Annotated in this window: 10 protein-coding genes; 3 read left to right on the top strand and 7 right to left on the bottom strand. The window is 62.8% G+C overall.

The features are described from left to right. Window positions 1-98 precede the first annotated feature (98 nt). From M3B90_RS08020 to M3B90_RS08030, 3 genes are all read right to left on the bottom strand, one after another. Window positions 99-2,111 carry an FAD-dependent oxidoreductase gene (locus M3B90_RS08020; protein ID WP_259889700.1) on the bottom strand — a complete coding sequence of 671 codons (2,013 nt, stop codon included), beginning with the start codon at window positions 2,109-2,111 and terminating at the stop codon, window positions 99-101. Between the two features lie 172 nt (window positions 2,112-2,283). Further along, window positions 2,284-3,039, bottom strand: coding sequence for an ABC transporter ATP-binding protein (locus tag M3B90_RS08025; protein ID WP_259889701.1), 756 nt, complete (start codon window positions 3,037-3,039; stop codon window positions 2,284-2,286). Between the two features lie 57 nt (window positions 3,040-3,096). Next, a complete protein-coding gene (locus M3B90_RS08030) occupies window positions 3,097-4,191 on the bottom strand; it encodes an ABC transporter permease (RefSeq protein ID WP_259889702.1) in 1,095 nt (364 codons plus the stop codon). Window positions 4,192-4,330: 139 nt separating this feature from the next. Here M3B90_RS08030 and M3B90_RS08035 point away from each other — a divergent pair, with 139 nt between their 5' ends. Then, the gene (locus tag M3B90_RS08035) at window positions 4,331-5,584 is read left to right on the top strand and encodes a sensor histidine kinase (RefSeq protein ID WP_259889703.1); all 1,254 of its coding nucleotides are present in this window, start codon (window positions 4,331-4,333) and stop codon (window positions 5,582-5,584) included. A 48-nt stretch (window positions 5,585-5,632) separates the two neighbouring features. Continuing rightward, window positions 5,633-6,256: a response regulator transcription factor gene (locus M3B90_RS08040; RefSeq protein WP_259889704.1), complete on the top strand. Its 624-nt coding sequence runs from the start codon at window positions 5,633-5,635 to the stop codon at window positions 6,254-6,256. Between the two features lie 786 nt (window positions 6,257-7,042). On the opposite strand, the gene M3B90_RS08045 is transcribed toward M3B90_RS08040, so the two are convergent. Then, a complete protein-coding gene (locus tag M3B90_RS08045) occupies window positions 7,043-7,258 on the bottom strand; it encodes a hypothetical protein (RefSeq protein WP_259889770.1) in 216 nt (71 codons plus the stop codon). 3 nt (window positions 7,259-7,261) lie between these two features. On the opposite strand from M3B90_RS08045, the gene M3B90_RS08050 reads away from it, so the two are divergent. After that, window positions 7,262-8,896, top strand: a complete 1,635-nt coding sequence (locus M3B90_RS08050) for an HNH endonuclease (protein WP_259889767.1) — start codon at window positions 7,262-7,264, stop codon at window positions 8,894-8,896. A gap of 228 nt (window positions 8,897-9,124) precedes the next feature. Here M3B90_RS08050 and M3B90_RS08055 read toward each other — a convergent pair whose 3' ends face one another. The 3 genes from M3B90_RS08055 to M3B90_RS08065 are packed head-to-tail and all read right to left on the bottom strand — an operon-like array spanning window position 9,125 to window position 15,247. Further along, window positions 9,125-11,914 (bottom strand): hypothetical protein, encoded by a 2,790-nt coding sequence (locus M3B90_RS08055; protein ID WP_259889705.1) that lies wholly within the window; start codon window positions 11,912-11,914, stop codon window positions 9,125-9,127. After that, window positions 11,911-13,839 (bottom strand): thioredoxin-like domain-containing protein, encoded by a 1,929-nt coding sequence (locus tag M3B90_RS08060; protein WP_259889707.1) that lies wholly within the window; start codon window positions 13,837-13,839, stop codon window positions 11,911-11,913. The genes M3B90_RS08055 and M3B90_RS08060 overlap by 4 nt, the downstream gene beginning before the upstream one ends. 1 nt (window position 13,840) lies before the next feature. Then, window positions 13,841-15,247: an HAD family phosphatase gene (locus M3B90_RS08065; protein ID WP_259889709.1), complete on the bottom strand. Its 1,407-nt coding sequence runs from the start codon at window positions 15,245-15,247 to the stop codon at window positions 13,841-13,843. Between the last annotated feature and the right edge of the window lie 22 nt (window positions 15,248-15,269).

Here is a 15,269-nt window from a genome sequence, read left to right on the forward strand (position 1 = left end):
AACTTCACCGAATTGCATAGACGTTGTGGGGGTTATTCCGGCCCTCACGACCGAAATAACCCCCACAAACCCTCTGGAATTCACAAAGGAAGAGGAAGCTAGAGCTTCGAAGCCACCTCGTACGCATCCCAAATCGCGTACTGGATGTTCGAGATCTTGCGCGCATCACCGAGGATGTTCTTCGGGATATTCACATCCGTGATCGTTTCCCACATCTCACTATCGCGCACGTAGCCAATCGCGGACACCACCGAATCGGCCTCGAGGTCACGCTCTTCGCCGTCAACCTTCACGAGCAGGCCCTTGTCTGTCGTGCGAATAGCCGACGCTTCCGTGAGAACCTCGATGCCGCGGTACGGCACGAGCTTGTGGAGCATGTCGTGGTTGGCGTGGCACAACGGACCGTTCTTCGCGAGCAGATCCTTCTCAACCTCGACGATCGTGACCTCGCGCCCCTTCTCCACGAGCGAAAGTGCGAGCTCACAGCCCGTGAGACCACCGCCGATGACGACAACCTTCTTGCCCAAGTCATCTTGAGCGAGCAGGGCATCGGTCGCCTCAACGACCTCTGTCGCGTCACCAAGATCGAGCATCCGCGGGTTCGACCCGGTTGCCACGAGCACGTGGTCCCAGTCGCCGCTCTTGATCATGTCGGGCGTGACCTCGGTGTTGAGATGCACCTCGACTCCGAGCGCCTCGAGTTCTTGCTCGTACCACGCGATGAGCGCGAGGTCGTCTTCCTTGAAGCTTGGTTGGCCACCGGCGATCACAACCCCGCCGAGACGGTCGCTTTCCTCATACAAGACGGGCGTATGCTCGCGTTCGGCAAGCACGCGTGCTGATTCAAGACCCGCGAGGCCACCACCCACAATCATGACTTTCTTCGCGCGGTGGCGCGGCGTTGGCAAAAGCACCGCATCGCTCTCGCGGCCCGCTTGCGGGTTCACCGCACAGCGGATCGAGAGATAGCTCGCGATGCGACCAATACAGCCTTCCTGACACGAGATACACGGGCGGACCGTTTCGGGCTTACCCGCTTCGAGCTTGTTGACGATGTCGGCGTCGGCAAGCGTCGGCCTGGCGAGCGAGATCATGTCGCAATAGCCTTCCGTGATCGCCTTGTGCGCGAGCTCAGGGTTATCCATGCGGCCGGCCATGATGATCGGGATCTCGGGGGCAGCATCCTTGAGGCGCTTCACATCGGGCATGTACATGCCTTTTTCCTGATACATCGGCGGGTGATTCCAGAACCACGAATCGTACGTGCCCTGGTCAACATCGAGCGTTTCGTAGCCGTAGGAGTGCAAGAGCTTCGCGGCCTCGACGCCTTCCTCGAAGTCGCGGCCCTTCTCCTCGAATTCCTCGCCGGGCAGGGCGCCGTCGTTGAAGTCCTTAACCATGGACCGCACGGAGTAGCGCAGCTGCACGGGGAAGTCATCGCCCGCGACGTGGTGGATCATCTCCACGATCTCACGCGCGAAGCGCAATCTATTCTCGAGCGAGCCACCGTATTCGTCAGTGCGGCGGTTGTAAAACTCGATCGCGAACTGGTCGAGGAGGTAGCCCTCGTGAACGGCGTGCACTTGGATGCCGTCGTAACCGGCTTGCTTCGCGATCTGCGCAGTGATCGCGAATTGCTTCACGATCTGCTTGATCTCGTCTTTCGTCATTTCGCGGCACGTGATGCTCGGATCCCACATGTAGGGAATCGCGCTCGGTGCGGCGGGGCTCTGCCCCGGGGGAACCGCGGCGGGCACGAGCACGCGGCCGAAGCCCGCACCGGCCTGGAGCACAATCTTCGAATCGAAGGCGTGCACGCGTTCGACGAGCTCGCGCGAGGTTGAGAGAAACACGCCGGGGTTAAGGCTCGGGTTTGGCATGAGCCCGCCGGGAAGTTTCTCGGCGGCGTTCACGACCTGGCACACACCGGTAATGATCAGGCCAATGCCGCCCTTCGCGCGGGCCGAGTAGTATTCGATGCCTCGCTGGTTCCAGCCGCCGTTGGCGTCACCAAAACCGAGCGGCCCCATGGGTCCCATAGCGTAACGATTCTTGACGGGGATCGAGCCGATCACGGTTGGGGAGAAAAGTTCGGGGTATTTCTGGCTCATGACTGCTCCTCATTCACGACTATGCACGGCGTTGTTGGTGTCGATATGTCGCGTCGAGCGAGGGCGCTCTCGCCCGGCGTTCCCACCTCTCACGTTACCTCCGTCACATCGAAAAAGGCCGCCCCTTGGTCCCGATATCGGGAACCATAGGGCGGCCCTTAAAGGAGTTTTCTCAAACGTATTCGGGTGTTTTCGCGTGCGTGTGGGCGTGGGAGCCAGTTCCGACGTTTGCCTTGCCCGCATCACCATCCGCACTCAGCACGCCGTCAACCATCCGATACACCGAATCGAACTCTGCGAGCTGCTCCTGGGCGTGGGTCACGACGACCGTTGCGAGGTCGCGCTTGTGCGTCGTCTCCGCGAGCAGCTCGATGATCGCCTGCGACCGTTCCTGATCGAGGGCGCTCGTCGGCTCGTCAACAAGAAGCACCTCGGGCTGGTGGATGATCGCGCGCGCAATATTCACCCTTTGCCTCTGCCCGCCCGAGAGAGCACCTGGGCGGTGATGCGCGCGGTCGAGCATGCCGACGGCGTCGAGCGCCGACTCGATGCGCTCCTTGCGTTCCTTCTTCGAGATGCCCTTGAAGGTGCCCGCGCCGAGGCGCGCGACAATCTCAAGTTGCTCGGCGACGGTGAGCGACGGGATGAGGTTCGGCGACTGGAACACGATGCCCACGTGATCGCGGCGCACCGCTGTCTTCTCTTTCTGGTTGAGCGACGTCGTTTCGATCCCGGCGATCTGCACGTTTCCCGAATCGGGGCTCGTGAGGGTCGCGGCGACCGTCAGAAGGCTGGATTTGCCGGAGCCGGAAGGGCCGGTCACGGCGGCAAACTCGCCGGGCTTCACGGTGAGGTTCGCGTGGTTGATCGCGGTGACGCTCGAGCCACCATCGGGGTAGGTGAGGGTGATGTCGGTGAGGTTCAGCATGGCTTTCGTCCTATCCATCAAAGTGTGGGTGCGGGGGCGCGGGTGCGACGTGCGAAGTTAGGTCGCCGACGCTTGCAGGGCCTTCGTCGGATCCACCTTCGTGATGGTGCGGACCGACACGAGCGAGCCCACGAGACCCGCGAGAAGCATGAGAGCGGGGACACCCACGAGCGTGAGCACGTTCATGACGAACGGCATGGCGTTCGCGGCAAGCGCGCCAAGCCCCGCGGTGAGGCCTACGCCGATAAGTGAGCCCATGCCGAGCACGATGAGGGTCTGCCACAGTGAATCGCCCGCGAGCCAGCCCGTGCGTGCGCCGATCGCCTTGAGGACGGCGATGTCGCGCTGGCGCTGCATCGACCACACGAGGAAGAACACGCCGATCACGAGGGTCGAGATCACGACGAGGAGCGCGATCATCATCGCGAGCGAACCGATCTCGGAGCGGAACGAGCCGATCGCGAGAAGCGACGGGTAGAGGTCCTTCGTTGTCGTGGACTGGTCGCTATCGAGCGTGGTGATGTCGTTGTCGCTGAGCGCCGAAGAACCGTCGGCCCCGTTCGCCCCCACGAGAAGCGCACTCGCAAAGTCCTGCGGTTGGTGTGTGCGCTCGAGGTAGTCGTGCCACGTGTCGAGGCTCGTGAACGCGACTGGGCGGTGCGAATGGAATTCGTCGCTCATCACGCGGTCGATCGTGAGGGGCCCACCCGCAACGTCGACGGTGTCACCGGCTTTCACGCCGAGAGAGTCGGCGACGGTTTCGCCGAGCACGAGCTTTCCAGCTTCGGGGATCCGTTCGTCAGCACCAGTGGGCTCGGCCATGAGTACCACCGACTCGGTTTTCTTGCCGGTGTCGAGGAGCGCGCTCGAGATGCCGAGCGGGGTTACCGCATCATCTCCGGCCTTCGCGGCCCACGCTTTGTACTGCTCCTTATCGATGGTGGAGTTCGAGAACTCTTCCTTCTCACCGTCGTCGACCGAAAGGACGACCTTGTCGGGGTTCAGCGAAAGCATGGCGGAGATGTTCTGCATCGCGAGGCCGCCGGTGAGGCCGGCGAGGAACGTCACGAGGAACGTCATGAGGGCGACGACGGCGACGATGAGGCCGAAGCGTCCTTTCGCGAAGCGCAAGTCACGAACAGCCAAAAACATGAGGTGAACTCCTTATACGCGGTTGATGATGCCTCTACTGTGCGATCTGGCCCCATTCGCCGGTACCTCCCGCCGGTACCTGCTTCGTTCATCCTTTTGGAGGAACAGCCCTTCGGGTGTGGGAATTAGGATCGAAGACATGCCCACCTCAGCCCGCACCTCGTACGTCGCAGGTGCCGCCTCGCTCGCGTGCGCGCTCCTTGCGATCCCCGTCATCGAAAGCGTCGTCACCTCTGCGCCACACACCACGAGCGTCGTGCTTTTCAGCCTCGTGACGCTTTTCGTCATGCTCGCGGGCGGTGTGTGGCTTATGCGCGTGGGCGATATTCGCGCGGAACCGTCAACAGTTTTTTCATGGCGCCCCCTCGTGTACATCGCGGTGCTCGCCTCAGCGTGGGCGATGGTCATCGCAAAGACGCCCCATGCGACCTACTTCCTCTTCGCACTCATCGGCACCTCCCAGTGGCTACTGCCCGAACGCACCGGGTCGTTCGTGACGCTCGGCCTCACTGCCTTCACGATCGCAGGCCAGGTTTTCCACCACGGAGCTTCCACGGGCACGATCGTGGGGCCGCTCCTCATCGCCGTGCTCATGCTCGCGTTCATGCACATGTATAGGGCGATGCGCTCCGAGGCACTCCAAAAGAACGCCGTGATTGCTGAACTCCGCGACGCGCAGGGCCAGCTCGTCGACTCGGAACGCGAGAAAGCTCGCATCGCCGAGCGCGAACGTCTCGGGCGCGATCTTCACGACACGACAGCCCAATCGCTTTCGAGCGTGGTCTTGCGGCTCGGGCTCGCGGAAGAGGCACTCGGGGCAGGTGAAAGCGCGGGCGCGCTCGAGCATGTGCGTTCCGCTTCCGACGCCACCTCGGAAGCCTTGAGCGAGATTCGAAACGCGATCACGCACCTCACGCCCAAAGGATCGGGCTCCACGAGACTCGAGGCGGCCCTCGTGCGCGTCGCTGAAACCGCGCGATCGAGGGCGGTAGCGGGCCCAGGTGAATCCGCCCCGGTGATCGAGTGCAGCGTTGCACCCGAGCTCCCGGAGCTCGACATGACGACGGCAACGAGCCTCGTGCGCATCGTGCAATCCTCGCTCGCAAACGCACTTGAACATGCGCATGCCTCGCGAATCGACGTGCGTGCGTTCGCCGAGGGCGCTGAGCTCCACGTCGATATTGAAGACGATGGCCTTGGCTTCGACGTCGACGAGGCGCTCCTCGGCTCTCGCGGAGATAACGGCGGCTACGGATTAGGGTTCGTTGTGCAACGCTCCCGTGAGCTTGGCGGAAATGCCGCCATCATCGCGGCCCCAGGGGAGGGCACGCTCATAAGCGTGACAATCCCTGTGCCCACAGCACCGTCGGACCCCACGAATCCGACAAGCTGATCTCGCTTCTCTTCCCCTCTCCTTTTTCACCGAGCAAGGAGCCCACGCATGATTTCCATCCTGATCGCCGACGACCACCCCGTTGTGCGCGCGGGCTTGCGCGCCGTGTTCGAGAGCCACGACGAGTTCACGGTCGTGGCCGAAGCGCCGAGCGCCGAGGAGGCGGTCGAGAGAGTGCGTGAGGGCGACATCGATCTCGTGACCATGGACTTGCGATTTGCCGATGGCGGCATGAGCGGGGTGCAGGCGATTCGCGCGATTCGCTCTAGCGGGGATCTGCCGCGCATCCTCGTGCTCACGAACTACGACGACGATTCCGAGATTCTCGCTGCAGTCGAGGCTGGCGCTCAGGGTTACCTTTTGAAGGATTCCGCGCCGGCGGAGCTTGCGAGTGCGGTGCGACGGGCAGCGAGTGGAGAGGTGGTGCTCGCGCCCGTCGTTGCCAACAAGTTGCTGAGTGAGATGCGCAAGGACCGCATTACGCTCACGGGACGCGAACGAGACGTGCTTTTGGCTCTCGACCGAGGCTTGAGCAATCGAGAAATCAGTGAGGAGCTCTTCCTCTCCCCCACAACCATCAAGACGCACCTCGCGCGGCTCTACGGAAAGCTTGGGGTGTCGAGCCGTACGGCGGCGCTCGCGCGGGCACGCGAGGAGGGTCTGCTCGACTAGCGACGCGAATGTGGCGATGCCGATCGCGTGCGTTCGTCCCTGACTTTCCTCTTCCTCCTCTTTCGCCCCCCCTTCTTGACCTTTGTGATGCCCCTCACTCTGTTGTTTTTCGGGGTCGGTTTATCAACACCCGTATAGGCGGTTTCGGTTTGTGGTGTTTCTTGGAGCGGGGGTTTGTGTGGTGGCTGGTGCTCCACAATCCGTTTTTATCCACAAACATTTCCGGTTTTCCACACGCGCGAATTCTGTGGTTGCTGGTTATCCACATTCTCTGGGCTGACAGCGGGGTTCTTTTTGGGGGTGGGCGAGTTTAAATGTCTCACCCTTCTTCTAGGCTCGAGGCATCAATGAACAACACGAACTCTCGATATGAGGGCCATCTTTAGAGGAAGGGGGATTTCAGGAGCTATGAATGCACCGATACTCGAGCACACTGCCACTGCCGCGGGCGCAGCCACCATGAATAGCGCTACTGCTGACAGCGAGCGATTCGATGCGGTCACGACCCGCACGGATATTTTGAACCTTCTTCTCGCTCGTTCTGAGGGTTGGCAGGCTTCGCTTTCGGGCATGCTCAACGCCTTCCCCACCGCTCCCGCTCACCGGGCCTCGGCACATGATCCAGCTGTGGTCCCGGCGGCCACGCTACCTTCGCAGGCTTCACCGCCTGCACTCACGGCATCTTCGTCTGGGGTTTCTCCGGGTGAGACGGTGGCGCATCCAGCAACGACGCCTGCGCGTGTTCTTGATGGGCAGGATTTGCTTACGCGTTTGGATGTGTTGGAGTCACTCACGCGGATTGCGGAACTGACTGAAGCAGTCAAAGCACATATTCTTACCGAGCTTGACGAAACCGACGGCATCGGTCACCTCAACGGCAAAGAGCACACCGCCGGCACCGAAAACGCGGAAGATGGTGGTCTGGATCCTTCTGATGGTGTGGATTCGCTCAGTGATAAGGACCGAGCACGGGTGTTTGCGGCGCGTCGTGCTCTCGCGCATGAGGTGTCGTTGATCCTCAAACAATCCCCCTACGCGACAAGTGTCGAGATTGCCCGCGCACGGATGCTCACGAAGAACTTGCCGATGCTCCTGGCGAACCTCGAGGCGGGCCGGATCTCGATCAACGAAACCCACGCGATCACGACCAGTCTGCGTGATGCCACCAGCATCCACGCCCAACAACTAGACCACCCGATCGCGCGGGAGTTGGAGCGTTCCCCACACGCCGGGAAAACACACTGGCGCGCCTTCACCAGTAACGCACTACTCTCCCTCGACCCGGCGACTGCGCTGGAGCGGGAAAAGAAAGCATTCACCAAACGCCGCCTCACCCTGAGAACCCTGCGTAACGGGATGAGCAGCCTCACCCTCACCATGCGCACCCTCGACGCCAAAAGAATCCACGACCTACTCAACACCCACGCCACCCACGCCTACAACACTCTCCACCAACACGAAATCACCACCGCCAAAAAAGAAGCCGACAACCACGCCCAACACACCACCACCAAACTCCACACGCTTCTCGCACAAGGCGACTTCACCCTCAACCACCTCACCGAAACACACCCCACCCCACAACCCGGCATCTTCACTCGCCCCACAAAATCCACCAGGATCAACGAACTCGAGCTGGAAGAAGCCGACAATGCCGCCCGCAGCAAAGCCAAAGACTTCCTCACCAAGCTCGAGCAGGAAAAACTCCGCCTCACAATCACGAACAACACCAACGGGCCACCAGAGGTGCGCGTGGTGGCCCGTGCTGGGGCGTGGCGGCGCCACTACCAACCACCAGCACACACCAAACACAATCTCGCCATCGACGCCCTCGTCGAAACCCTCCTCAACACAAGACCCGACCACCCCGCCACATACTTCGCACCCGCCACCACCGCACCCGGCGTCACCACAGATCCCTGGACACCACTACCCCACCCACACAACAACAACGAGAACAGGGAAAACACGAACCCCGATCCACCACCCAACACCCCACACAAAGAAACAGGCATCGAGCAAAGAGCCGACACCGGGAAACCGACAGCAAACATAGAAACCGGGCACACTGCTTTGGGTGTTCGGGGGTCAGGTCGTGCCCGCAGGTTCGAGATCGGGCTGCTCGTGCCCGTCAACCCCGATACTTCCAGCGGCTATATTCCCGAAGCCGGGCCCATCACCGCGAAAACTGGCTTCGACTACCTCAACGAACTTCTCGACAACGACGTCCTCGTCAAATACAAACGAATCTTCACCAGTGCCGCGACAGGGGAAGTCCTCGCCATGGACTCCCGCTCCAGACTCTTCCCCAAAGCCCTCGCTGAACTCGTGAGGCTCAGGGACCGCACCTGCCGCGGCCCCTACTGCGACGCACCCATCACCACCATCGACCACATCCACCGCCACGCCCAAGGCGGCCCCACAAACCTCACCAACGCCCAAGGCCTCTGCACCCGATGCAACCTCGCCAAAGAAGCCCTCACCGTCACCCACACCAACAAAACAAACACCAACACCAACCCACACCAACCCGACACCACAAACACAACCCACACAACCAACCCCGACACCACAACCACCACCTGGACCACCCCAACAGGCCGCACCTACACCAGCACCACCCCCAGATACGACACCTGAAAAACCAGATGAACGACGAAGAACGCCGCAGTTAGGAAAGAAGGAAGGAAAGTAACGAAAAACGCGCCGAGGCGAACCGGACCGGGAGAGAATGCAGCCCAGCATCCAAGTTTGCGAACCCAGCAGTCGGGTGTGAGACCCAGCTTTCGAAAGCAGCCGGATCGAGCTAACGAACGCGCGAACGAGAGCTCACGCGAAAATGGGAATAGGTCCGTGCGAGCGCGCGCCTTACTTTCGTTTCCCCCGGCCTTGCTTCTTCTTCGACGTTTCAGGCTTGCCAAAGATGTCGTCGCCAAGATCGCCGGAATCGGGGAGATCGTCCTCGGCGTCAGACGTTTCGGGAAGTTCTGCGCTGGGTTCATCCGATTCGCGAGATTCATCGCGGTCGTCTAACGCCCCATGGCCGTCGCGCCTGTTTGAGGTTTTGGGCGCATTGCCACCAGCCGCGCCACGCTTCGAGCTCGTCGCCAATTTCTTCGACTGTGCCTGCACACTCGCAGCTTTCCCGCGCGACGTGTTCGAGACGCGGGAATCCTGGTCATCCCGATCGGTCGCATCTCGCAGATTGTCGGCAAGGTCGACCTGCTCGAGCCCTCGCGAAAGCACGATTGGAACGACCAGCACCATGAGTGCCGCAACCACGATGATGACCCGCACGAGAGGATGCGTCGCGTCGTCACCCGTGAGCGAGACAACCGCGGGCGCGGCCGCAAGCGTCATGAGCACTGCGATGACGCCAAAACCTGAAGCGCCGGATAGCGAAAACACCAACGCTAAGCGCGCCCGCGCCTCCGATACCTCCGTCAGCACGTTCGAATACGCGAGTGAGTCCATGCCACCGGCCGCACCCTGCTCAACTCTGGTGAGGGCCGCTTCACTTGAGGCAACGCGCATGTGCGCCGCGGCCGCAACGACACCGGATGTCACCACAACACCGACAGCAAAAGCGGGAAGCGAGGCCGCACCGAGCCCGAAGCCGCACAAGGCAGGGGCCAGCAGTGCGCACATCACAGCGATTGCCGACGTGCGCCGAAGCGCGCTCTCAAGCCCCTCAAAGACCACTTCATCGCCAGAATCCTCGGGGCCCTCAGCCCCCGCTCGGCCGCGTTGCACCTCGGTGAGCGCAACGCGCGCTTCCGTCACGACATTGGCGAGCACGGCCCGAGTGGGCGTCGCGACGAACGCGGCAACGACAAGAACTGCGGCAACGCCGAAGGCAAAACCGAGCACAACTGTTGGCGAATCGATGCTCAACGCACGCAACTGCCTGTCGGCCCACAGCTCACCTTGTTTCGGCGCCGCGCGCACCGCGCCCGTAATCGGCGCAACGAGCGGAAGCGCCGCAGCGCTCGCCAGGAACGTGAGGAATGCACCGGCGAGGGCCTCGTGAGAGGAATGCTCGGCGGAAAAATCGGCGTGCGTATGTGCGGGCGTGGCGTCACCTGAGCGCTTGGCGGTGGTGCGGGAGCGTCCGGAAGATGGGAGTCCGACGCTTGCCACGCCTTCGTCGGCCCCACGAGGGTCACCCGTGGTACCCGCGAGCGCCGAGAAACCGCCCCACATCACCGCGGCGCCGGCGACAGCGAGCGCGAGCAAGTAGTAGCCGAGGTAGGCGATGCCCGCGGCGGCCGTGGCGAGCGCCCAAGCGGCGGCGATGCCGAGCAGCACCCATACGGCAAGCGCGGCGAACGTTCGGCCCGAACCGAGTCCTACGGACGACGGGCTTATGCGGCCGAAGCGCGCCGCAACGATCCCGCGCTGACTGCCACCCGTCATGGCAGTTTCCGTGCGCACGTGTGGCCACACGATCGCGAGACCCGCAAAAAGCGTGAGAGCGCCCCCAACAACGAGCGCGAGACCAGTGGCGAAGGAAGGGTTGATCCCGTGCAGCATGATGGTGTCGACGACGCTTTGCGCTTCGGGAGCGTCCCCCACGTTGGCGTAGAAATCCGAGAACTGCGCGAGGATCTTCTCGATGAGCGGTTCAACCTCGTCGCGCGGAAGCGAACTGGGCGCCTGCTGCGTGCTCGAGTCGACGAAGAGCGACACAAGAAGCGGGTCGTTGAAGTTTCCGAGACCCACTTCAGCCATGCGAAGCTTCGAATAGCTTGCAGGGAGCCACAAACTAAGCACGGAACCGACCAGCGCTAGAGGGATGATCCCCGTGAGCGCTGCACTGACGAGGTGCGAGGAGCGCGTCTCCCCGGCGGGCACGAAGCACGAGGCGATGAGCGCCGCGAGAGCGCCGCAGAGAAGGAGCAGGGCGGACACAATTCCCGCGAGCCCCACGATGGGCACGCCAAGCGTCATGATCGCACCACTGAGAAGGGCGGCAAGTGCAGCTGAGTCAACCGCGCGGAGCGGACCGCGGGCGAGTCGCGGCGCGAGACTCGGGACGGGGGCGTCATCTCGCGCATGCGATCGTTCGAGCGCGCCGACATCGATTCGCGCGCCCGTTTCTCCGAGCGAGGATAGTGCGACACCGGAGCGCAACGCAGCTGCGCCAATTGCGAGGCCGAGTGCGACCAGAAGCAGAAGGGGGCCCGCGTCGGCGTGCTTGACGACGACAAGGGCGATGAGCATGAGCGCGGTCGCTGCTACGCCAATACCTCGCACGCTTCCAGGAAGCGCCCGCGAACGCGAAAAATGCGACCTTTCGGAGGGCTCCTCCCCTGCGCTCGATCCTTGAGCAGCCCCGCTCGCGCGTGCCACGAGAAGCGCGCCGAGCGCCGCAATGACAACGGCGAGGATGCTGCCTATAAACACGGATCCGCCGCGCAAAAGCCGGTCACCGGCATCTCCTGGCGCGAGCCCCACGAGGATTCCGGCGCCGAAGCCTCCCCACAGGGCAGAGTGCGAAGCCGCGGTCACGAGCGCGCCAATGCGAGGCGCGCGTTCATCGACGCCAGCATCGCCGCGCGCGAGCCACACCCACGGGTGGGCGAGAGCAATGAGCGAAAGAACTGCGGCCGCGACGAGCATCCAGCCGGTGTCGGCTCCGAGTACGAAGGCGCTCATGCGAGAAGGGAGAGGAGGAGCGTGCGCGTACCCTTCTCGGTAAGTTTGACGGGCACGCCCCAGTCTTGCTGGTGCATGTGGCACGCAGGGAATTCGATGGTCGGATCGGCATCGCACGAAGCTGCGCGAGCATTCACGTGGATAACTCCTTCCGCATAGCTGGGATCGAGCTCGATCTCGCGCACGAGATCGCTCGAGGTTCCCCCGCCACTCACGAGCATCGCGGCGGGTGTCGTGGAAATGCTGACCTGGGTCGACGGCCCGAATGAGTCGTCGAGTTTGTGGCCCTCCGGCGGGGTGAACGCGACCTCCACCGTGAGTGGTACCTTGTTCGAAACGGCAGTCGTGGGCCGTTCGGTCCGCTGGGCACCTTCGTCGATAATCTGCTCGGCGGCGGGCGAGATGGAGATCCACGTGAGCCTGTGAGCGCCGGATTCGACGACGATGAGTTGCGCGAGTCCATCGATCGGGTCAACGACGATGAGATCACTCGGCTCCGAGAGCCCCGTCGCGACCGTCACCACAGAATCGTGGATCGGGTCGATGATGCGCACCGCGCCGTTATAGGTGTCAGCAACCGCGAGGCGGCCGTCAACAAGGACCGTGATGCCGAGCGGATGCTGCAACCTCGCCTTCTCGAGTGGCCCATCCACGTGTCCGAAGTCGAAGAGCCCCTCACCAACGAGAGTCGAGACTTCGCCGCGGTCCGCGGCGATCACCCGCACCGCGCTCGTTTCCGCATCGGCAACGAAAACCGTCCCATTCGCATCGACCGTGACGCCCGAGGGCTGCGCCCACCACGAGCGCACGAGCGCCCCGTCCACGAGCCCCTCCTGGGTTGTGCCCGCGAGCACCTCGAGGGCGCCCACATCCACGAACTCGCCGTCGTCATTGAGGGCCGCAGGCCGGTAGGTCCACATCTGGTGGATCCCCGCCATCGCGATCACGATCTGCCCGGAGACGTCGTCCCACTCCACATCCCACGGGGTCGAAAGGGCAAACTGGATCGGAGTGCCCGTACCGGTCGGCAACGCCTGGCCCTGCATCCACTGTTCGCCATTGCCGGCGAGAGTAAACACGTGACTTTCAATGCGGGGGCGCAAGAGCCGACGCCTGCCAAGCTGCACACCGCGCAAACGGTGATTGCCGGTGTCGGCGATCACGAGGTCGTAGCCAACCTGGTCGGCGATCTCGGGCGGGAGCACTGCGATGCCGTTCGGCTGCGAGAACTGTGCCTCGGCCGCGGAGCCGTCAGCCCAACCGCGCTCGCCCGAGCCGATGATTTCATCGACGGTGACGCCATCGGCTTCGAACACCACGAGTCGATTCTGCCCCGCGTCGCTCACGATGATGCGCCCATCGGGCAAAAGCCCGCCCTTCGAGGGGAAGCGCAACGTATGGAGCTCGGATTGCTCGAGCACGGTTGGGGCATCGCCACGCACGAGGCTGCCGTCGGACTCCCCCTCGCTCACGAGCCGCGCGACGATCCCGTCGAGGTTCGCCGCATGCCCCTCGCCCGACATCGACGCGGCGATACGACCGTGCGTGTCGAGAACCATGAGGGTCGGCCAAGCCTTCGCGCCGTATTCGCTCCACGTGCGCAGGTCGGGGTCGTCGAGCACAGGATGTTCAACGCCGTAGCGATTGATGTTCGCGACAAGAGCGTCGCGGTCGCGCTCAAACGTGAATTTCGGGGAATGCACGCCGATCACAACGACCTCTTGCGACCATTTCTCCTCAAGGGGGCGGAGTTCGTCGAGCACGTGCAGGCAGTTCACGCAGCAAAACGTCCAAAAGTCGAGGATCACGATCTTACCGCGCAAATCCTCGAGGCTCAGATCGACCCCGCCTATATTGAGCCACCCGCGGCCAAGCAGCTCGGAAGCGCGAGGGCGTGCGGTTTCTCGGAAGTTCTCGCTCGTCATGTCAGTCCTGCTTTCGGTTTGGCCAGCTCTTCACCCACGCGAGGAGGTCGGGATCGCTCAGGGAGGAGAGCGTCACGTCCGCCACGTCGATCGGCTGCCCCGTCGAGGGAATTCCGATGAGGGTGAGGCCCGCGGCTTTCGCGGCACGCGCCCCAAGCGGCGAGTCCTCAAACGCGAGACACCGGGACGGTTCGCTCCCGAGTGCTTTCGCGCCGGCCTCGTACATGTCGGGGGCGGGCTTAGGATTTCCGACGGTACTCGCGCTTTGGAGGCTCTCAAAATATCCGATGAGCCCAGCGCCCGTGAGTTTCTTCTCGAGAATTTCTTGCCACGAGTTCGAGGCGACCGCGATCGGCACCTTGGTCGAGGCGAGCTCAAGAAATTCTCGCGCGCCCGGCATAACGGGGACATGACTTCCGAGCCGCGCCTGGAAGTCGTCGGTTACGAGCTTCTGCACGTGGACGGGATCCTGGCCGGTCATGTCTCCGAGAATTTCGGCGGTTTGCTCGAGGGTCGTGCCCATGAGCGTGCCGAGGTCCTCTTCGGAGGGGCTTACTCCCGCGTCGTAGAGGACCTTGAGCTGGGTCTCGGTCCAGAGTGCTTCGGTATCGAGAAGGAGGCCGTCGCAATCAGTCACGATCGCTTCGGGAATCTCATGGCGCACGAGCCCGAGCGTGTTGTACACGGGCGAATAGCCTTCGCGGCGATCGGGCCAGGTGGCGACCCACTCGCGAAGACCCGCATCGCCGATCGCCTCGATCTCGAGCTCGCCCTCGGGCTGCTGCCCAGGAATTGTGGGAGCGACGATGAGTCGACACCCGGCCATCGATGCCGCCTTCGCGCCCGTTTCCGAGTCTTCGATCGCGAGGGTCCGTTCGGGGGCGACGCCGAGCAACTCGCACGCGCGCAGATAGATATCAGGGTCCGGCTTGGGGTTCGGGACGTCGTCGAGAGAGACAACGTGGTCGATGTAGGGAAGGAGACCGACGTCGGCAAGTTCACTCACGAGCGGGGTGCGGTTGCTGTTGGACGCGACCGCAACGGGGATGCGCGAACTCGCCGCCTCGAGGAGCTCGGCCGCTCCAGGGAGCACGGGGATGCCTTCGGCAAGCTTCGCGAAGTAGATCTTCTTGAGGGCCTCGCCGACCTCTTCGGGCTTCTCCCCCGTGAGCTCCGCAATGGCGACGACGACGTCGATCACGTCGCGGCCTACGAGCCAGCGGCGGCGATCCTCGCTCATCGCGAGCGCTCGTGCCTCAAGGTACTCGACCTGGGTTTCTTCCCATAGGCTCTGAGTATTGAGGAGAACGCCGTCGCAATCGAAAACGATCGCTTCGGGGGTGAAGGTGCCGAACGTTTCTTGGAAGGGCGCAAGGCTGGGTGAGAGTGGCTTTGAGTAGTCGCTCATAGTGTCTCCACCATACGCAGCA

It is taken from the genome of Dermabacter sp. p3-SID358 (assembly GCF_025147465.1).
In the GTDB taxonomy this organism is placed as follows: domain Bacteria; phylum Actinomycetota; class Actinomycetes; order Actinomycetales; family Dermabacteraceae; genus Dermabacter.